Here is a 21,991-nt window from a genome sequence, read left to right as displayed (position 1 = left end):
ATATATTATTCCATCTATCAAGCTCTTGAATTTTTTAATACTTTCAAAGACAAGAAAATCATTTATTAACGGCCACCCTCAGGAATATTCAAAGTATTGAGTATGTTTTATAAGTGCGAAGTTTCTGTGAAATAAGTTCATGCTTTTGAAGTGAAAAGGATATAGGTTCTTGTTAAGAGTTGCTGTTTCTTTTTATTAAGAAAACAGATATAGTAGTAGATGGTTTTATTGGAATAATTGAAAGATTTTTTAGGAGCATTTGTTTTGAGTAAGAAAATATTGATCATAAATACAGGTGGGACATTATCTGCTGTTATGAAAGGGAATGGACTGATTCCCGGCCTTTCCATCTACGATATGCAAAAGGAACTTAAGATGGTATCAGGAGATACGGATATTGAGATAGAGGATTTCTGTTCTCTTGATAGTGCCAATATCTTCCCTGAGGACTGGAGTCAGCTGGCGGAGCGTATCAGTGAGTGTAGGAATAGCTATGATGGAATCGTAGTTATTCATGGAACAGATACACTGGCATATACGTCATCTATGTTGTCTTTTATGTTAAGGAATATTGGTATTCCGGTAGTCATCACAGGTTCGCAGCTGTCTATAACCAATCCTGTGGCTGATGCAATGGAGAACTGCAGATGTGCGATCCACATGGCGGCAAGTCAGATACCTGGAGTATTCGTAGCGTTTAATAGAAAAGTAATGCTGGGCTGCAGAGCTTCAAAGGTTAGATCCCTTAGCTTTGATGCATTTGAAAGTATTAACTATCCTAACATCGCTACTATAAGCTCGCTTGGTATGAAGATTGATAAGGCAGCAGTACCTGATAGAACTGGTATCTTCAAGCTTTCGAATACATTTTCAGATAAGGTCTGCATGATCAAGATGTTCCCTGGTATTCACAGGAGCTTTCTTGAATCCTTGGCAGATCAGGGTTATAAGGGCCTTTATATTGAAGCATATGGAATCGGCGGAATGCCATTTTTAAAGCATGATTTTATAGGCACTCTTGATAAGCTTATAAAGGGCGGTATGACCGTAGTTGTTGGAACTCAGTGCAGGTATGAAGGTTCCAAGATGGATGTCTATGAAACAGGACGAAGAACCTTGGAGATTGGAGCCCTTGAAGCTCATGATATGACTGGCGAAGCGGCCCTTACGAAGCTTATGTGGATACTTGGTATGACCAGTGACCTTTCAGAGATTAGAGACTACTACTCACTTAACATCGCTGGTGAGATGACTATTAAGTGATTCGAAAATTGTTGGAAGAATAGTAAATTGCAGTTGGAATTTGGAAAGGATTTTGAATGATTAAAGCAGTAATTTTTGACATGGATGGAACATTGTACGATACAGAGGCTGTATACAGGGAAGCCTGGCTCAAGGCAGGAATTCCTAATGAATTTTATTTACAGCTCATAGGCAGAAGTCATGTAAATATCGTGCAGATGCTTAAGGATAACGGCTACGACTCAGACAAGATATATGAACTTAAGAATAAATACACTGAGGAAGAAATAAGAAAAGGAATCCCGATCAAGGAAGGAACATTAGAGACCCTTAAATGGTGCAAAGAAAACGGCCTTCGCACAGCAATAGCTACATCTTCAGCTAAGCAGGTTGCCCAGCGATATCTTAAAGATACTGACATGGAATCTTACTTTGATCAGATAATAAGTGGTAATCAGCTTGAAAACGGTAAGCCTGCTCCGGATATCTTTATTTATGCAGCAAAAGAACTTGGAGTAGATGCAAGTGAATGTATGGTCGTAGAAGACAGTTTCAACGGAGTACGCGCAGGAAAGGCAGCAGATATGGTTACAGTCATGGTTCCTGACCTTATTCCAGCGGATGATGAAATGAAGGAACTTGCTGATAAAATACTTGGTAGCTTAAAAGAGTTTCCTGAGTATGCAGAGAAGTTTATAAAAAATTAAGTACTTTTTATCTATAAATATGCATTGGATATATTTATTTAGCGCACAATCTATAATATAATTGTTAGGTGCGACTTACAGTCGAGATCATTTTTTTTACAGGAGGAAATAAGTATTATGAAGATCGGTATAATCGGTTACGGTAACCTTGGAAGAGGTGTTGAGATAGCAGTTAACGCAGCGCCTGATATGGAGCTTGTTGCAGTATTTACAAGAAGAGATCCTTCAACAGTATCTATCATCTCTAAGGATGTACCTGTAGTTAATATAAACGAAGTTGCAGACTGGAAAGATAAGATCGATGTTATGGTTCTGTGCGGTGGTTCAGCAACAGATCTTCCTACTCAGACACCTGAATACGCTAAGCTTTTCAACGTAATTGACAGCTTCGATACTCACGCACGTATTCCTGAGCACTTTGCAAATGTTGATAAGGCAGCTAAGGAATCTGACCATGTAGGTCTTATCTCATGCGGTTGGGATCCAGGTCTTTTCTCACTTAACAGAGTATATGCTAATGCTATTCTTCCTGATGGTAAGGACTACACATTCTGGGGCAAGGGCGTAAGCCAGGGTCACTCAGATGCTGTTCGTCGTATCGAAGGCGTTAAGAATGCTAAGCAGTACACAATCCCTGTAGAAGCAGCTCTTGAAGCTGTAAGAAATGGTGAGAATCCAGAACTTACAACTCGTGACAAGCACACAAGAGAAGTGTTTGTTGTAGCTAAGGAAGGTGCTGATAAGGCTCGCATCGAAAAAGAGATCAAAGAGATGCCTAACTACTTTGATGAATACAATACAACTGTGCACTTCATCGATGAGGATGAGTTTAATAAGAATCATTCTGGCATGGCTCATGGCGGATTTGTATTCAGAAGTGGCAGAACAGGCGTTAACAAAGAAAATAATCACATCATTGAATATAGCTTAAAGCTTGATTCAAACCCGGAATTTACTACAAGCGTGCTCGTAGCTTATGCAAGAGCAGTTAAGAGAATGTATGATGAAGGACAGCGCGGATGCAAGACAGTTCTTGATGTACCTCCGGCATACCTTTCAGAAAAGAGCGGAGAGGAACTCAGAGCTCACCTTCTCTAATATACGCTTTCAAGTAAATACATGATCATCTATCCCGGTGTTTTGCTGATACGGTTTCATTATGGTATCGTAATTAATAGCTAAGCATCGGGATTTTTATATTTACTCAAACTTCGCATATATAACAGAAGACTAATACCTCAGGAATCCTCCAAACATGTGGCGATTTCATCTGTGTGAAGTTTGAGTATACTACACGAAATGGAGCATTCCTGTAATTCAGAAATAACGCCAATTGAATAAAAAGAAACCTCTAAGTAAGATAAAGGTGTTCATCTTGGCGGATGAAAAAACATCTTATGCTAACCGGAGGTTTCTCAAAATGAATTTTACACAGAATGACAGACTTAAGCAAGTTACGGCAAATACATTGATTGTTGGGGTTGATGTTGGATCACAGACACATTTCTGTAGAGCGTTTGACTGGAGGGGATTTGAGCTATCCAGAAGAGTGTTTAAGTTTAGTAACGACCGAATGGGATTCCTTACATTCCTTCGATGGACTGAGGAACTCATGAATAAGACCGAAATGAAGAAGGTTATTGTTGGCTGCGAGCCTACTGGTTGCTACTGGCTTACGTTTCAGAAGTTTTTACAGGATCATGATGTAAAGCTTGTAACAGTAAATCCATTTACTGTAAATAGAAGCAAAGAACTGGATGATAACAGCCCAGAAAAGAGTGATCTAAAGGATCCTAAAACAATTGCTATGTTGGTTAAAGAAGGAAGATATTCAACTTCTTATCTGCCGGAAGGAGTATATGCGGAGATTAGAGAAGCCTCTGTGTGTAGAGACCAGATCATGAAGCAGCATGTGCGTCTGTCTAATCAGATACAGGGATGGTTGCAAAAATTCTTTCCTGAGTATCTGGATTGTTATTCCGATTGGGATTCAACAAGTGGACTTATGCTTTTAAAGAGTGCACCACTTCCACAGGATATCCTAAAAATTGGGGCAGGTGGAATCAATCAGATATGGCGTGATGCAAAGGTACGTGCAGCAGGGCTAAAGAGGGCTCAGACCCTGGTAGAAGCTGCACAGGAAAGTGTAGGTTTAGAAGCTGGTGAGGCTGCAAGACTCGAGATTTGGGTTCTTGTGAATGACTATATACTGAAGGCAGAACAGCTCAAAAGACTTGATGAATACCTGGAGGAAAAAGTAAAAGAAGTACCGAATGTGGAGAAACTGCTCGCCATTAAAGGAGTAGGGATGAGTACTGTGATTGGCTTTATAGCAGAGGTTGGTGATATCGGACGTTTCACTGACCCAAAGCAGATACAGAAGCTTGCAGGGCTAGAGATAGTCAAAAAGAGTTCTGGAAAGAAAAAAGGGCAGCCAAGAATCAGTAAGAGGGGCAGAAGAAAGTTACGTAGAACAATGTATGAATCGGCTCGTGCACTGATGAACTGGAATCCTGCATTTCAAGATGTATTCCTTTATTACAGGAACAGAACAAGAAATCCTCTTGGAGGAATGCAGGCAAAGATAGCAGTTGCATGTAAGGCTATCAGAGTGTTCTATGTAATACTACAGACAGGTTGTGACTTTGATGAAGAAAAGTTCCGAAGGGACATCATCAGACCGGAAGCAGCCTAATTAAAACAGCACATACTGTACCAGACAACGTCCGCCAAGAGTTCAATTGGTGCTGGATTACAGGAGTGCTCTCTAGCAATGACAAAGCAGAGCGAAGCCGCTAAGACATACTATATAGGGCATGACCCTGGAATGGAGCAGAGGCGGCACCCCACTATGGGTAGGCTGGACGAAGGAATTTAGGACACTCCTACGGGAGTACGATCCTGTTAGACATGAGAGGTTAGCAGCCATAGGGAAGAATGGGACACAGATTCGCCTTCATAAAAAGGATGACGTTATCTTTCGTGCACCCTTCTGACTGGAAACACATATGCATTGTACCTGAAATGACATAGTTTTCGCCCATTATTTATTGCTTATCATTGTTTGTAACTTATTAACCAATTGCACAGAAGGCTTAAATGCTGGTTCTTTTGTGCAAAATATATAAGAAAGTATAGAGAGAATTGTATGAGATTTAAAACAAGAAGCAGTATGGTTTTGTTCTTTTTGAGAGGAAGCCTGCATTTCTTTTTCTGTGGAATAATAGGATCCCTTCTTGTCGCATTCCTTGATATGATCAATCCCAAGATCATTCAGTATACGGTTGATTACTGTATTGATGATAAGCAGTCTAAGCTTCCGTCTTACATGAATTATATTATGCAGCAGCTTGGAGGGCGCGAGGTTATAAGACATAACCTTGGATACATCGCTCTTACTATCATATGTATTGCTTTCGTTGCTGCAATATTTCGATACCTTTCCAAAGTTTTTAATACAAAAGGTGCAGAGAAGCTTGTTGAGACTATGCGTAATACTCTCTTTGAGCACATCTTAAAGCTGCCTTATTCCTGGCATTCAGAGAATCACACAGGTGATATCATTCAGAGGTGTACTTCTGATGTTGAGACTATTAAAAACTTCCTTTCAGGTCAGCTTGTGTCTTTTTTCAGAGTTGTGATAATGATAAGCCTGGCTTTGTACTTCATGTTCTCTATAGATGCTAAGCTTTCGCTTATTGCTATGACTCTGTTCCCGGTGCTTATACTGTATTCATTCTTTTTCCATAGAAGAATAGGTGATGCATTCAGAAGGGCAGATGAACAGGAAGGTAAGCTTTCAGCTATAGCGCAGGAGAACCTTACGGGAGTTCGCATTGTAAGAGCCTTTGGACGAGAGCAGTATGAGAAGGATAAGTTCACATCCTACAACGACGACTACACCAAAATGTGGACTCACCTTATGAAGCTTCTGTCTGCATTCTGGGCATCCAACGATCTTATATCAGGTCTTCAGGTCATGATCGTAACTGTTATGGGTGCTGTTTTCAGTGTGCAGGGGCATATCACGGCTGGAGAATTCATAGCCTTCGTATCTTATAATGCAATGCTGATCTGGCCTGTAAGAATGCTGGGAAGAATTATATCCGAGATGAGTAAGGCAGGCATTTCTATCGACAGGGTCAGATACATCATGAACAGTCAAGAGGAAGCGGATTCGGAAGATGCTATTGAATGTCCTATAGACAGGGATATCGTGTTTGATAATGTATCTTATGCATTTGAAAAAAGTAGTAAAGATGCAAATGGCAGCGATATTACTGATGAAAATAGTAATGATAAGAATATTAAAAATGAAAATGATATAGATACAAAAGAATCAGAAGGAAAAGATACTGCAGAAGCTCAGGAAATCCTCAAGAATGTCAGCTTTACAATTAAAAGCGGTACAACACTGGGAATCCTTGGCGGAACAGGTTCAGGTAAGTCTACACTTATGTACCTTCTTGACAGGCTCTACGACCTTCCAAAGGAAAACGGCACTATTACCATAGGCGGAGTTGATATAAGGAATATCAAGAGGTCATGGCTTAGAAAAAATCTTGGTTTTGTACTTCAGGAGCCATATCTTTTTTCAAGGACCTTGTCAGAGAATATAGGAATCGCAGCAGGTGATGAGAAAGGCAGCGTAAGCATGGACAAGATAAGGCATGCTTCCAAGATAGCAGCACTTGATGAGTCTGTTGAGAAGTTCCCGTCAGGATATGATACCTTCGTTGGTGAAAGGGGCGTAACACTTTCAGGTGGTCAGAAGCAGAGGACTGCTATTGCACAGATGCTCATAGAAGAGCCGCCTGTAATGATCTTCGATGATTCACTTTCGGCTGTTGATACTCAGACTGATGCCCGCATTAGAAAGGCACTTTCTGAGAACATCGACGATGCGACGGTTATCCTTATATCTCACAGGATCATGACCCTTATGCATGCGGATAATATCATCGTCCTTGATAAGGGCAGGATAGTAGAGCAGGGAACTCATGAAGAGCTGATTGCTAAGAAGGGTATATATTATACCTGTGCTAAGCTCCAGGGACTTGATGTTCATCCTCCCAAAGAAGCGTGACATGAATCTAAATAAGATAAGAACCCACGAACTTAAAGTATAAATCGAGCATTTACTGCTAATTACAATGAGGCAATAAATGCCATGTATGAGGTTAATAATGAATACTAAAGATAAAAAAGGCGAAGAGAAGAACGAGTTCAAGACGCTTCCGCTTCTTGGAATTCCCAAACTTCTTCCCTACATAAAGCCATATAAAAAGACCATCATAATAATGATGACCCTCGGCATGCTAAGTTCTCTTGCAGACTCGGCATACCCTTTGTTCAATCAGTATGCCATCAATAACTTTATAGGCAAGGGGACTCTTAATGGACTTGCTGCGTTTATTGCAATGTATATCGTAGTCCTTGTCCTTCAGACTATCGACAACTATATAACAGTAGCCATGTGTGGTAAGGTCGAGATGAGCGTTAACAGAGATTTAAGAAACGCGTCGTTTTCACATCTTCAGGAGCTGTCACTTTTTTACTTCAATACCAACAATGTAGGTTATATCCATGCAAGAGTTATGAGTGATTCAGGCAAAATTGGTGAAATGGTAGCCTGGAGATTCATGGATATCGTATGGCAGCTGTCCTACATAATCTTCGTGCTAATGATGATGCTGGCCATTAACTGGAAACTTGCTCTGATAATCCTTATGCTTGTACCTGTTGTTGTAATCCTTGTAGCTATCTTCCAGAAAAAGCTTCTTGCGATCAACAGAAAGATAAGAGAGATAAATTCCAAGATCACAGGTAACTTCAACGAAGGTATAACAGGCGCATCCTCCATCAAGACACTGGTTGTTGAAGATAAGATCCAGGAGGATTTTGAAAAAGATACTGATAAGATGCGAAGAACTGCCGTAAAGTCAGTTCGCTATTCAGCCTTTTTTACGGCAATAGTAACTCTGGTTTCTTCAATGGCTCTCGCCATAGTCCTTTGGTATGGCGGAAACCTCTCTGTTGAAGGTCTTATGACGATCGGAACTATCTCTGTATTTGCTTCCTATGCTCTTGGCATCATGGAGCCTATTCAGAACATAGTTGTGACCTTCTCTGAGATCATTGCGATCCAGGTTAACATCGAAAGATTCACAAGGCTTATGGAGACAGAATCTGATGTATCAGACAGACCTGATGTCATCGAGAAGTATGGAGATACCTTCAATCCGAAAAAAGAGAACTGGGAAGAGCTTAAGGGTGATGTTGAGTTTAAAGATATTACTTTCTGTTACCCGGACGGTGAAGAGAACGTCCTTGAAAACTTCAACCTGAAAGTTCCGCAGGGCACAAGCGTAGCCATTGTAGGAGAGACGGGTGCCGGTAAGTCAACACTTGTAAATCTTGTATGCAGGTTCTATAAGCCTACAAAGGGACAGATCCTTATCGATGGTCACGATGCCGCGGACAGATCTATAGGCTGGCTCCATAACTCTATAGGATACGTGCTTCAGACACCGCATCTTTTCTCAGGATCCGTAAGAGAGAACCTTAAGTATGGTAAAGAAGATGCTACCGACGAAGAAATCTGGAAGGCACTTGACCTTGTTGCGGCAGGAGACGTTGTAAGAAGGATGGAGAAGGGCCTTGACAGCGACGTTGGTGAAGGCGGAAATCTTCTTTCCACAGGAGAGAAACAGCTCTTGTCATTTGCAAGAGCGATCCTGTCAGATCCAAGGATACTGATACTTGATGAGGCAACAGCTTCAATTGATACTGTTACTGAGAAAAAAATTCAGAACGCTATAAAAGTCATGACCAAGGGCCGTACCACTTTTGCCATAGCTCACAGACTTTCAACAATCACAGACTCTGATGTGATACTGGTCGTTGATGATGGAAGGATAGTTGAAAGCGGTACCCATGAAGATCTTATGATCGCCGGCGGAAGATACTACGAACTCTTCACAAGACAGTTCGATGACCTTGTTGTTAATAAATCAATTGAAAAAGCACTTGCACATTGACAAGAAAGTATTTACTATAAGAAAAGTTGAAACGTTTGGTCAAAAACTTTTTTGTCAAAAAAACTTTTTGTTTTAAAAAGGAGTCATATGGAAACATCTGCTAAGTTACCTGAGCTATTCGGAAGCATGGTATTCAATGAGGAAACCATGAAAGAACGTCTTTCCAGTGCATCTTATGACGCATGGAAAAAATCTGTTACTGACGGAACACCACTTGAACTTTCTACAGCTAATGAGATTGCGGAAGCGATGAAACAGTGGGCTGTTGAAAAGGGTGCTACGCACTTCACACACTGGTTCCAGCCTATGACAGGTGTTACCGCAGAAAAGCATGACTCTTTTATCGAGCCGGCAGCAGGCGGAAGAATTGTAATGGAGTTTTCAGGTAAGGAGCTCGTTAAGGGCGAACCTGATGCATCAAGCTTCCCTAACGGTGGTATCAGATCCACATTTGAAGCAAGAGGCTATACTGCATGGGATCCTAACTCTTTTGCATTCATCAAGGACAATTCACTTTATATTCCAACAGTATTCCTTTCATACGGAGGACAGGCTCTTGATAAGAAGACACCTCTTCTTCGTTCAATAGAGAAAGTTAACCAGCAGGCGCTCAGAATCCTTCGCCTTTTTGGTGACACTGAAACTAAGAGAGTAATCCCTCAGGTTGGTGCTGAGCAGGAGTACTTCCTTATCGATAAAGAGGTTTATGATAAGAGAGAAGATCTTCGTCTTACAGGTCGTACTCTTTTTGGAAACATGCCTCCAAGAGGTCAGGAACTTTCTGATCACTATTTTGGACAGCTTAAGCCTCGTGTATCAGAGTACATGAGAGATCTTGATAATGAGCTTTGGAAAGTAGGAGTTCTTTCCAAGACTAAGCACAACGAAGTAGCTCCTGGTCAGCACGAGATGGCGCCTATCTACACAGACTGTAACGCATCCTGTGACCAGAACCAGCTTGCTATGGAGCTTATGAAGAAGGTTGCGCTTCGTCACAACCTTGTATGCCTTATCCACGAGAAGCCTTTTGCAGGTGTTAACGGATCAGGTAAGCATGATAACTGGTCACTTGGTACAGATACAGGCAAGAACCTCTTCAAGCCCGGATCAACACCAAGCCAGAATGCTCAGTTCCTTCTTTTCCTTGCAGCATTCATTAAGGGAATTGATGAGTATCAGACAACACTCAGATGTACTGTTGCAAGTGCGGGTAATGATCACCGTCTTGGAGCTCAGGAGGCACCGCCGGCAGTTCTTTCCATCTTCCTTGGAAATGAGCTTGAGCATGTAATTAAGGGTATCATCAACGGTACACCATATAAGGACGGCAGCAGAAAGACACTTAAGATCGGTATCGATTCACTTCCTCAGATCCGTCAGGATACAACAGACAGAAATCGTACTTCACCTATGGCATTTACAGGTAACAAGTTTGAGTTCCGTATGCTGGGAAGTGCCCAGTCTGTATCAGGTCCTAACATTGCACTTAACACTATCATGGCAGAGGAGCTTAAAGAGTTCGCTGATAAGCTTGAGAAGAGCAAGAACTTCCAGGCAGATCTTCAGAAGCTCATCAAGAAGACTCTTACAGAGCACAAGCGTATCATCTTTGAAGGTGACGGATATGATGATTCATGGCTTGTAGAAGCTGAGAAGCGCGGTCTTAAGAATTATCCTTCTACAGCTGAGGCAATTCCTCACTATGATGATCCTGAGAACATTGAACTTTATGTAAAAAATGATATTTATACAGAAGAAGAGATGCATGCAAGACGTGCTATCCACGAAGAGATCTACAATGCGCAGATCGCTATCGAAGCTCGTACTATGAGCGATATGATAAGACGTCAGATCCTTCCTGCAGTATCTGAATATGCAACAACACTTGCAGATCGTATAGCAGTTAAAAAGGATGCAGGATTCTCATCAGGCTATGAAGCTAAAGTTGGTGCCAAAATCTCAACTCTTTCTGACAAGCTCCAGCTTGCTCAGGAGAAGATCGACAACGACCTTAAGAAAAGACCTGCTGACAGTACTAAGTGCATGAAGTACAGCAGAGACACAATCCTTAAGGATATGAACAAGGCAAGAGAGATCGCAGACCAGCTCGAAGAGCTCACAGATCGCGACTTCTGGCCATTCCCTGTATATTCTGAGATGCTTTTTTCTGAATAAAAAATAATATAAGGTAGCTGCGTGTGAATGTGCGCAGCTACCTTTTTTACTGTCTGGGAATCATTTGAAATAAAGAACGATATTTCAAATAATCTATAGTTCCCGACCAACTTTTCTAACCACGTTTCAACGACACCTCTGCAGGGCAGGAGATCTTAAATAGTTTGTAGCAATCATTCATGATCTTTGTTGCCTCTGTTGTCAGCAGCTCGGTAGCATATACTTTGCACTTCTGATTGCGGAGGTTCATAAACATTGAAATAGGATTATACTTGGTTGGTTTTAGTTTGTCCTGTATCATTTTGAGGATGACGCAGGCAATAAAAGTTAACAACAGATGGCCCCTAAATGTTTCCTCGGTCTGCACTCTGAGCGGAAGCATATCAGCATAGTTCTTGCCGATATCAAATATCTGCTCTATCTGTTGGCGAGTGTAGTAGGTTGGAAGTATCTTATCGGTTGCCATCGGTCTGCTTGAAACAATTACAAACAGGCCATGATGCCTGAGTTTGTCATATACTTCTTCATTGGTCAGTTTCTGATCATCAGCTCTCTGGAAGAGTTTCTTATCCTCATCTTCCTTGCGACTGATATCAAGGCCAATATAAGCATAGCCTTTAAAGTCATCCACCACGTTACATTCAACGCGTTTGATATATATGTATCTGCCGTTATACCTGACAAGATTCTCCTTACTTTCAAGAGAATCCAGGTTTTCGGCAACAAGGTCTTTATAGAGATTCATCTTCTCCGGAAGACGACTCACAAATGAAATACCATTGTGATACAAATCCCTGATGTTATCAGCTGTATAGTATCCGGCATCCAGAATTGAGAACTTTGTATTAACACCATGATTCTTTAGTTCATGGATAGTCCTTGTAAGTGTTGATACATCTATCACATTGCCAGGGCAGTATCTGAAATATATCGGCAATCCTGTAGACTGCTGCGTGACATATATAAGTCTTACTTCGTTGTTTATGTCACCGTTATGATTGCTAATAGCAGTCAAAGGGAAATGTATATTGTTTGGCAATCCGGTACTGTCGATAAGGATATTATCTCCATCTACAGTATCTGATATATATGGAGCATAGGCTCTGAAGAAGCTCCTGTAACAGGTTTCAGACCCAAGTTCTGCAAGGAATTCACTTACTCTTTGGCTCTCAAGTGTGGCCATTGGATATCTCATCCTTGCGAAATTGCCTTCCCACCATGTTTTCGCGTGGCAGTTGGCAGTATTTGAAAGTATGTAATAGCAGATCATGGAATACAGTGTATCTTTGTTGTGCACACCACAATTATCTATGATCTCAGACAGACCATTGCTGTGTATGAAGCTGTCAATAAGAAAGGTATCTCCAAAATCAAGGATGAGCTTCTCCTTGCGAGTATCCTTTGGCTCGACATATTCGACAGGTGCTTCTGATCCTGACCAGTCAGGGTTCTTGTCGTAGTAGTCATTAGCGAGGTCATACTGGTATATTCCGAGTTCGCGGCTTTTAAAGATGTTCTTCTCTTTATCAATGACCCTGCCAAGATTCTTGTATTCCTTGGAAACATTTTTACCATGGCGGACAGATCTGACAAGCTTTGCGTACTCAACACCATTCTTCATATCGTATGCTATGTACATATGATTCACCTCTGTGGTTAGAATTAATTTCTATCCACATTATAGCATTTTGATATGAATTTTGCAACTAAAAGCAAGCTGAAATAGCAGTATTTTTCAGCATTTAGAGCAGCTTTTGGTGGTTAGAAATCATGTGGTCAGAAAAGCGGCTCGGGAACTAAAGATAATTTTATCTATCTTTACACATTGGGTTATGTAAATGTGATATTATGATATTAGATAAGCTGTCTATGATTTGTTGAACTTAAATTATAGTAACGCGCATTTTTGCGTGATTCGTATTTTTTCTAGCGTTTAGTTTTTCTTAAAAGAGGGGAAGGCGTCTATGGATTATATGTCAGCTAATACTTATTTAAAAATTACTAGAACAGATAAGAGCGAGGAAATAATAAGAAAAGGAATTCTTGTTGCTCTTGAGGGGCCTGTTTCTGAAGGCCGATTTACTATTGATGCTGTTGGAGTCAGCAAGTCTAAACTTCCCTTTATGCTTATAGTAGATACCAAGTATATGGTAGCTATTTTGAATGCATGCATTCATAACATGAAAGATTCCCGTGCGATATCCCAGAATATATGCTATTCACAGACTGCTTCAAGATGCAGTGGTGATGAGGTGTTCACATACTCAAGAGCTATAGTTCTTGACGATGAGAATGGTAAGATGTGGTTTGCATCTGTTGCTGATGATACCCAGATGCTTACTATGTTCCGCAACTTTATCGCCAATCTGTCTACCAATACCAATATCGCAAGTCTTGATGCTATCAAGTCTATTCTTGATGAAGCTGGAAGCGGATATGCGCCTGCACGCGGCATAGATAATGAGGATAACCGCGCATGGGATGAAGGTTTTGATTATGCTAAAAACCATATTCTTCCTATGCTTGAAAGCGGAGCTATGGCTGTTATGTATACGGAAGAGGAGATCCCTGCGATCAACAGATTCTCTAAGCTTTTCGGACTTTCGACGGAGAGGCTGGAGCGTGATATGTACTATTACTATCACTACATTTATCTTCAAGGAAAGTGCTGGATCCCTGCTACAGAATCTGACGGAAACTGGGACCGCATCATAAGCCTTCGCAGTATGCTCAAGAACAATGGAGATATGGTACTCCAGTAAAGAAAATAAAAAAGTGGCCTCAAGTTGCAGGAGATGCAACTTGAGGCTTTTTTAATATTCTAAGATAAATTCACTAGTATCGGAAGCGGGATAGAAGCGGACTCTGTAAAGTTCGTGCTTCCAGGTCTTTTGGAGACGCTCGTCGGTAACGGGGATTGATTCTATCTCGTATTTAGTGGCGCCTGCAAATTTGAATGTGCATAGGTCGCCAATTTTGAATAGGCCGTCATAAGAATGGTTGCCATCTTCACGACAAGCGGATTCAGAATTATCAGGTATAGATCTGTTGGATGAGATATTATTGGCAACAGAGCTAGTGGATGATGGATTATCAAATAGTGTTATCTCGGGCTTTTCATAGGTCATGAAGTTTAAGATTATGTCCTTGTTCTCGGCACTATCTTCAAATCCCCATGTGTCCTTGATAACTACGGACTCTGATAACGATGCATACCTTTTGTATGAATTGAGTTTACATTCAGCAGGGTATGCATTTTTGATGTCGAGTTCTATGGCTGTAAGGTCATCTGATACTTTTACGTTGCTGGCGTGGTACGCTTCTCCCGGTAGCTGGTCGTAGCCGGCTATGGTTGGGAGGTTGTGGTATCCTGACTGCATGGTCCATATCTCGTAGCGCCTGTCAGAGAAGGTTTTAGCTGTGTAGCTTTCTACCCCTACGTCTATCAGGGCCGGTTTATTTTTAGAATATAATATTATACTTCCGGTATCGTTGTGGTTATGGCTGTCGTCGTTGTCGCCGGCTTTTACGGAGAGAGTTATGTCTCCGTTTCTTGTTACAAAAACGCCTGCGCTTTCATAGTAGACATTTTCTGCAGGTATCTGATCCGGGTTCTTATCTGCATAGTCCAGGATTTCTTTTTCATGCATTATGGTAAGGAGCCTGTAAGAGAGGTTAATCTCATCCTTAAGATAATGATCTTCAAGACATTCTAAAGAGTTTTTAAAATCAAGGGCTGCGTAGGACATTAGTGCAGGGCTTCCAACCATTTTGCCAAAGAGATATTCCCTTGTGCCCGCAGGCTCTAATATAGGAGCACAGTCAGCATAATTAAGATAATATCTGCCATGTACGTGTACATTAGAAATATATTCTGCTATATTTTTGATCTTACGATCATGCATTACATCTTTGAAGGTGCCGTCTGTCATACGGTTCAGAAGGTCAGTTGTTATATACATACAAAGTCCTGCATGATGATAGTACATGGCCCCTTCATCGCAGCACCCGTCTTCGCCGTAGTCTTTTAGAAAGTAATCAACGGACGCAGCAGCTTTTTCAATAATAGCCCTTAATGGTATATCTTCTTCATTCATCTGCGCCGCAGTCAGAAGGATATTCTGAGTGCACCAGATAGTCCAGTTGCACATAGGTTCATCTTCACGTCCCATCCACCAGAAGTGTTCATTAAGATAAGGCGTTATTATGCGTTTTTTTAGCTCCGACTCTATTCGGTGGCGGATCTCTATCGATACGCTATCAAGCTTTTTTCTCAAAAGATTAGAAATTGTAGCAAGCTGAGCCCCCGTTTCACAAGCAAAAAGCTCTATTATAGGCCTGTCCGTATCAGGAAGGAGATTCTGCGGAGTATCACGAATATAAGAATTATGTGCAGGAAGCTGCCACGCACTTTCCTCGCAGATACTGTAGATCCCGTTGATTATATCATCAATAAACCTACCCTTATCTTCGCAAATTTCTCCAATGACAAGAGCATTTAAAGCACGCCTCTTGCTAAAGTACACATTTTCAAAGCGTACTCTATTGCCCGTCCTCTTAAAATCCATGAAAAGAGTAGCAGGAATCTGAGGAAAGCTGTAATCAATATGGTTTTCAGCTTCTCCTATCAGGTATTTTCTTGCATCATCTGAAATATTATCACAAAGCACATCCCACAAATCTGGTATGGAAATACAATTTGAAACTTTAGATAGTGTATTTTTGTACAGATATTTCATATTTAACCTCATATTATGAGTGATTTAGAATTATAAAAATAATATATTTTCAAACTCATAACCTAATGTCGCGAGTGAAACGAGCGGCTAAAAAAGTAAGAAAATATAGGCTCTTTTTATGATAACACAATCCCTTTAATGAAGTGAACTACGCTGAAATGGAATTATTGAGGCGCTATCCTCAATCTCCGTGAATTTCAGTCTTTTTACTTAATTAACCCAAACTTCGCCTATGTAATAATCGCTAAAGCCTTGAAGATTTCTGCGGATGGGAGTTGATAAATGGTCTAGGGGTCTTTGAAAATCATATTAAATTCAAGAGCTTGATAGATGGAATAATTTATTCTGTTTAGGATCCGCATGTTTGAGCGAAGCGAGTTTCGGATCCTAGAATAAATAATTCCAGATAGCATGCCTTGAATTTTATATGATTTTCATGACCCCTAGATCATTTATCAACTCCCGTCCGCAGGAATCCGCGAGACCTTAGGCAATCTTTCATGTGCGAATCCCATTACATTAAGAAAAAAAGATATATAGCCGAAATAGATATAGGGTTTGCAGTCCCAAAAATTATTAAAGAGGCGCCGATGAAAAAGTACAGAGTCTTAAAAAGATTCATGACTTGCTTTATCCTGTGTCTGTTTCTCGCTTTTGGAACAGGTCTTGTAAGTATGCGCTCTTTTAGTAAGACTCAGTATGCCGGAATAATATCTGGCGTCTATGATGATGAAGATGATCTTTATAGTAATTATGAGAACCGGTCCGAGGCAATGGATAGGGGAGAGTATGATGATTCCGGCGAAGATTCTAATAACCAAAAGATAAACATCCTCATTCTTAGTTCATATAGTATGCGTGATACTATAGTTGAACCTGAAATTGATGGAATAAGTAATATACTTTCAGAATCCAGTTACAATCTGAGCTTTGAGTTCATGGATTCAAGAAGATACGATTCTGAAGAAGATATAGAGATTTATTATGCATATCTTTCTAACAAGCTGTTAAGCAGCAGAAAGTATGACTGTATCATAGCTTGTGATGATGCTGCGCTGGCTTTTTTGACAGACCATGATGAACTCATGCGAGGGGTACCTGTTGTTTATATGGGTATCCAGGATGAGAAGAATTTAGAAGCTGCCAGCAAATACGATAATATTACCGGTATTACGGAAAATTACGATTATGAGGGTAATATAAAGGCTATCCACAGCATGCTTCCTAAGGTCAATAAGCTGTATATCATTATTGATAACAGTTATATTGGCAGTCTTGATAAGTCCAAATTCCTTGAGATTCAGGCTGATTATCCCGAGTTTGAGTGGAACTATATAAATTTCACGGAGACAGATATAGAACAGATCAAAGAGATCCTACAAAATCTGGATTCTAACAGTGCTGTTATTATGAGTGACGTGTACGAATCAAGTGACGGGCATGTTAACAGCTTTTTATATAATGCTGAGATATTGATCGGGGATTGTGCTGCACCTGTTTTTTGTCTTCCATATGACATTACCGGTACAGGAGTAGTGGGAGGTATTGTATATGACAGTACCAAAGCTGCTGAGACGGCAGCCATCATGGTTATGCAGATAATCAATGGCAAAAAGCCTTCTGAGATCACGATAATATCCAAGACACCAACGCTTCCTGTATATGATAAAAAAGTTCTTGATAAATATGGTATAAGTATATCTTCTTTGCCGGATGGAAGTATCATACGAAATGCGCCACCTTCTGTAATGGAATTTTTGAAGGAATACTATGGCATTATCATTCCTGTTGTCATTGCTGTTCTGGCAATTATTGGAGAGCTTTTGCTACATAGCCACAGGCAGAGAAAGCTTCTTTCCACAGATTATCTGACAGGGCTCCCTAACAGGGGATACCTTGATGGACAGCTTCGAAACATGTCTGAAGACAAAAATATGTATGGCTTCATAATTATCGACATTGATGATTTTAGATCCATAAATGATCTATATGGAAACTCCGTGGGCGATAAGGTAATAGTCGAAACAGCTTCCAGGATCAAGGGGAATCTGACAAGGAATATGGTCATGGGCCGCCTTGGCGGAGATGAGTTCATGATCATACTAAAAGAAGCGGATGTTGAGAATATAGAAGATTATTGCCGCGACATAATAGCTCTTTTTGATGAGCCTGTTATGTTAGACGATCTGCAGATGGTCATAAATGTAACGATAGGAGCGGCTATCCGTATTCCTGATATGGAGAGTATCACGGCTCTTAATAATGCAAGTGAAGCCTTGAGATATGCCAAGGAAAATCTTCGTCACAACTACTTTTTCTTTAATTCTGATCTTGGAAAAGCTCAGATCAGAAGGCGTGTCATAAAAACAACACTTGAGGAAGCAATAGCACTGGACGGCTTTGAAATCTTTTATCAGCCTCAGTTCATAACAGGTACGGATGAGCTGTTTGGTGTTGAAGCGCTGGTACGTCTTAAAAATAATGTTGCAGGCCCTGGAGAATTCATTCCTGTAGCGGAAGAGAATATGTCTATTATCAGGATCGACAGGGTGGTTACGGAAAAGACGATAAGCCAGTGGCATAAGTGGCTTGAAATGGGCTATGAGCTTCCACCTGTATCTATTAATTTCTCAAACATTCAGCTAAACGACAGTGGTTATCCTAACTATGTATTTGAGAGACTGGCCAAGTACAATGTTGATCCTTCAAGAGTAGTCATAGAGATAACAGAAAGTTCTTTCCTTACAACTTCAAATCGTACAACTGATTATTTTAGCAAGTTTACAGATGGTGGAATAAGGCTGTCCATTGATGATTATGGAACGGGCTATTCATCTCTTAGCTACCTTAACAGGCTACCATTCTCCTGCCTTAAGATAGATCAGTCTCTTATCAGAACGGAGCCAACTAAAGAGAATCTGTTCATGATCGAGAAGATCATTGAGATAGCGCATTCAAGGAATTATAAGGTTGTCGCTGAAGGTGTTGAGACCAAGGAGCAGGAAGATTTTCTTTACAGCGTAGGCTGCGATGCTACGCAGGGATTTATGCGTGGAAAGCCTATGAAAGCGGAAGATCTGGAAAAAATGCTGGAAAAGTATAAGCACAGTAATGGGTGATGAGTCTATAGAAGAATATGAACTGTTCAAAAGAGATCTATAAATACATAGTAGATCCGGATTAAAGGAAAGGGTACATAATATGGACGTGTCAGGAAAAAGAAGTCGTGTAGTATCTTTAATATTGTCTGTTATTTTGTCTGTATTTCTTTTGGTTCCAAATATTTCATATCGTGTGAGTGCAAAGGATGTTATGACTTTAAATGCCGGAAGTGCTACTGAATGTGAAGTTCGCGCTGTCTGGTTTTCTTTCCGTGACTGGCAAAAGTATCTTCAGGGAAAAGATAAAGCTGCTTTTACATCAGCATTTGAAACTATTACTGATAATATACTTGGCGCAGGCTGTAATACTCTTATCATGCATGTAAGGTCTCATAACGATGCGGTATATCCGTCAGCTATCTATCCCTGGAGCAGTGAGATGCTTATGGGTGTGGATCCTGGCTTTGATCCTCTTTCCATCATGATAGATATAGCCCATAAAAAGGGACTTTCAATTCATGCATGGATCAATCCTTATGGCTTTAGAAACGGCGAATACTGCGGCGATGCAAGTCTTGCAACTCACGACAATATAATTGCAGGAATTGAAGAAATCCTTAAGAATTACAAGGTTGATGGTATTCATTTTGATGACTATTTTCCTGTAATGGATGCGAGTATTCATAATAAGCTGGTGTCGGATGTATACAAGACCTGCCACAAATACGGGAAGGTATTTGGAATAAGCCCTACAGGCAATGTTGACAACAATATCGCTAAGGGGGCAGACATAGTAACGTGGATGTCGGTTCCGGGGTATATCGATTATATAGCTCCTCAGATCTACTGGACCAACATGTACAAAAGTGATGGAAGCGTTACTCTTTTTTCCAACAGACTTCTTCAGTGGATAACCTTAAATAAGCTTGGATTACCTATGTACGTAGGACTTGCCCTTTATATGGCTGAAGCTAAGCCTGCTTCCGACCTTGGATGGAGCGTTTCAAATGCCAATATCATGATGCAGGTTACAGAGCTTAGGGCCAATAACCAGCCGGGATTTATCCTTTACAGCTATAACAGTCTGTTGTCTCCTGCCTGTAGCGCTGAACTTGCCAATCTCAAAGGATTATATAATTCGGCGCCTTCCTATAAGGTGGCGATGACAGAAGATGAGGCTACAAATACATATACAATTGCTATAGATCCTGGGCATCAGGCTCATGGCAATAGCGAGAAGGAACCCATAGGCCCAGGCGCTTCGACAATGAAAGCGAAGGTTGCAGGCGGCACGAAAGGAGTATCTACAAACATCCCTGAATATGAGCTTACGCTGAATATAGCACTTCTTCTTCGCGATGACCTTTTATCTAAAGGCTACAATGTGGTAATGATCAGAGAAACCAATGATGTAGACATAAGTAATGCTCAGAGGGCCCAGATAGCCAACGATGCAGGGGCAGATATTTTTATAAGACTTCACGCTGATGCTGTTGAAAACGGAAGTGTGACAGGGGCAACTGCTCTATGCCAGACATCATCTAATCCATATAATGGAGCGCTGTATACTCAGAGCCGGCTCCTGTCAGAGTGCATTCTGTCATCTTACACTCAGGTAACAGGAATTAAGAGCCGAGGAATCTCGGAAACAGACACTATGACAGGCATCAACTGGTCACAGGTTCCTGTGACGATCATAGAGATGGGCTTTATGACTAATGCAGCGGAAGATCAGAAGATGAATGATCCGGAATTTCAGTTGCTGATGGTACAAGGGCTTTCAAGCGGGATAGATATGTACTTTGCATCAAAATGAACTTAAAGCTTTTTAATGTAAAGGAGTATACTTTGAGAAAAGGAAAAACTTTTTTAAATATACTATGTAATCTGGCTCTTATTATCGTATTAGTAACAACCATGCTGTTTGTAGCTGCAAATAATAGTACAGCTTCATATGCTGCAGGAACCTGTGATATCGTTTCTTTCTCAGGTACCTATACCTATGACCGCATGCTTGCAGATGTTCAGGCACTGAGCGCTACTTATCCTGATGTAGTAAGGTATGAATTCAAGGGTCAGACAGCTCTTGGCCGACAGATTCTTATCATTAAGCTCGGGAATCCTGAAGCGCCAAGACAGATACTTGTACATGCATCCATCCATGGAAGAGAATATTATGTAACGCCTCTTGTTATGAAGATGGCTGAGTACTATGCAGCTTATGAAAAAGATCTTCTTGCAACAACCTGTTTTACCATAGTTCCAATGGCTAATCCTGATGGCGTTGCGATAGCTCAGAGCGGAGCAATGGCTACTACAGATGTAAATTATCAGTTCCTTATAAATTCTATAGGTAACTGCGATATATGGAAATCCAATGCAAACGGCGTTGATATAAACAGGAATTTCCCGATTGGATGGGGCCTTGCTGAAACTAAGAATCCAACCAATTCCTACGCTTTTTATGAAGGAATAACACCTTCGTCAGAGGTTGAGACAGTAATACTTGAACAACTCCTTTTGGAAAATAATTATGACTGCTATATTGCCTATCACATGAGAGGCAATATCATATATTATTATGCTCCGACTTGTAGTCCTGAAGTATATTCGGTATCGAGACTTATTGCTGATACTGTTCACAATTCTACAGGATATCAGGTTGTGGTGGATTTTGAAGACACAGAGCCTAACGGTTCATTTGCAGATTTTGCCCAGATTTTCTGCGGCATTCCGGGCTGTACCGTTGAGTGTGGCAAGACGCTGCCACCAGATGGGGCAGGACAGGTATCGGATTTTTATAGCAAGAATCTGTCCAGCTGGAAGAATGTGGCTAATCTGTATATTTCAAAAGTTACATATTGATCAGATAACTATTAAAGCTGCCTTTTACGAGGCAGCTTTAATAATATCGTAAATGCAGTGTCTGATTTTGAAGAACATCAGGATGAGTATTATTAAAACAAAAATATAAAATATTTAGAAAA

General features: G+C 40.7%; 13 protein-coding genes. 11 read left to right on the top strand and 2 right to left on the bottom strand.

From position 1 onward, the window contains the following. Nucleotides 1-264 precede the first annotated feature (264 nt). The 7 genes from WAA20_RS15330 to WAA20_RS15300 all read left to right on the top strand — a co-directional run bounded on the left by WAA20_RS15330 (nt 265) and on the right by WAA20_RS15300 (nt 11,164). A complete protein-coding gene (locus WAA20_RS15330) occupies nt 265-1,263 on the top strand; it encodes an asparaginase (protein WP_073388484.1) in 999 nt (332 codons plus the stop codon). A gap of 56 nt (nt 1,264-1,319) precedes the next feature. Continuing rightward, entirely contained in the window at nt 1,320-1,949 is a 630-nt protein-coding gene (locus WAA20_RS15325; protein ID WP_073388482.1) for an HAD family phosphatase, read from the top strand. A gap of 117 nt (nt 1,950-2,066) precedes the next feature. After that, a complete protein-coding gene (locus tag WAA20_RS15320; protein WP_073388481.1) occupies nt 2,067-3,047 on the top strand; it encodes a diaminopimelate dehydrogenase in 981 nt (326 codons plus the stop codon). A 322-nt stretch (nt 3,048-3,369) separates the two neighbouring features. Continuing rightward, the gene (locus tag WAA20_RS15315; protein ID WP_073390585.1) at nt 3,370-4,644 is read left to right on the top strand and encodes an IS110 family transposase; all 1,275 of its coding nucleotides are present in this window, start codon (nt 3,370-3,372) and stop codon (nt 4,642-4,644) included. A 453-nt stretch (nt 4,645-5,097) separates the two neighbouring features. Further along, the gene (locus WAA20_RS15310; protein WP_073390542.1) at nt 5,098-7,035 is read left to right on the top strand and encodes an ABC transporter ATP-binding protein; all 1,938 of its coding nucleotides are present in this window, start codon (nt 5,098-5,100) and stop codon (nt 7,033-7,035) included. A 100-nt stretch (nt 7,036-7,135) separates the two neighbouring features. Then, nucleotides 7,136-8,989, top strand: coding sequence for an ABC transporter ATP-binding protein (locus WAA20_RS15305; protein WP_081373997.1), 1,854 nt, complete (start codon nt 7,136-7,138; stop codon nt 8,987-8,989). A gap of 87 nt (nt 8,990-9,076) precedes the next feature. Then, nucleotides 9,077-11,164 carry a glutamine synthetase III gene (locus WAA20_RS15300; RefSeq protein ID WP_073390541.1) on the top strand — a complete coding sequence of 696 codons (2,088 nt, stop codon included), beginning with the start codon at nt 9,077-9,079 and terminating at the stop codon, nt 11,162-11,164. A 115-nt stretch (nt 11,165-11,279) separates the two neighbouring features. On the opposite strand, the gene WAA20_RS15295 is transcribed toward WAA20_RS15300, so the two are convergent. Then, complete coding sequence (locus tag WAA20_RS15295) at nt 11,280-12,803, bottom strand: transposase (RefSeq protein WP_073385368.1); 1,524 nt, start codon at nt 12,801-12,803, stop codon at nt 11,280-11,282. Between the two features lie 325 nt (nt 12,804-13,128). Between WAA20_RS15295 and WAA20_RS15290 the strand changes: the two genes are divergently transcribed. After that, on the top strand, nt 13,129-13,926 hold the full coding sequence (locus WAA20_RS15290; RefSeq protein ID WP_073389096.1) for a hypothetical protein: 798 nt from the start codon (nt 13,129-13,131) through the stop codon (nt 13,924-13,926). Nucleotides 13,927-13,977: 51 nt separating this feature from the next. Here WAA20_RS15290 and WAA20_RS15285 read toward each other — a convergent pair whose 3' ends face one another. Then, complete coding sequence (locus WAA20_RS15285) at nt 13,978-15,903, bottom strand: heparinase II/III family protein (RefSeq protein WP_073389097.1); 1,926 nt, start codon at nt 15,901-15,903, stop codon at nt 13,978-13,980. Between the two features lie 590 nt (nt 15,904-16,493). On the opposite strand from WAA20_RS15285, the gene WAA20_RS15280 reads away from it, so the two are divergent. The 3 genes from WAA20_RS15280 (at nt 16,494) to WAA20_RS15270 (ending at nt 21,869) form a co-directional block, all read left to right on the top strand. After that, nucleotides 16,494-19,022, top strand: coding sequence for an ABC transporter substrate binding protein (locus WAA20_RS15280; RefSeq protein ID WP_073389099.1), 2,529 nt, complete (start codon nt 16,494-16,496; stop codon nt 19,020-19,022). A 175-nt stretch (nt 19,023-19,197) separates the two neighbouring features. Beyond that, the gene (locus tag WAA20_RS15275; protein ID WP_338801428.1) at nt 19,198-20,820 is read left to right on the top strand and encodes an N-acetylmuramoyl-L-alanine amidase; all 1,623 of its coding nucleotides are present in this window, start codon (nt 19,198-19,200) and stop codon (nt 20,818-20,820) included. Between the two features lie 32 nt (nt 20,821-20,852). Then, nucleotides 20,853-21,869: a M14 family zinc carboxypeptidase gene (locus WAA20_RS15270; protein WP_167562743.1), complete on the top strand. Its 1,017-nt coding sequence runs from the start codon at nt 20,853-20,855 to the stop codon at nt 21,867-21,869. Nucleotides 21,870-21,991 lie beyond the last annotated feature (122 nt).

The organism is Butyrivibrio fibrisolvens (genome assembly GCF_037113525.1).
In the GTDB taxonomy this organism is placed as follows: domain Bacteria; phylum Bacillota; class Clostridia; order Lachnospirales; family Lachnospiraceae; genus Butyrivibrio; species Butyrivibrio fibrisolvens.
The sequence above is the reverse complement of the archived record's forward strand: the minus strand, read 5'-3'. Positions and strand labels throughout refer to the sequence as shown.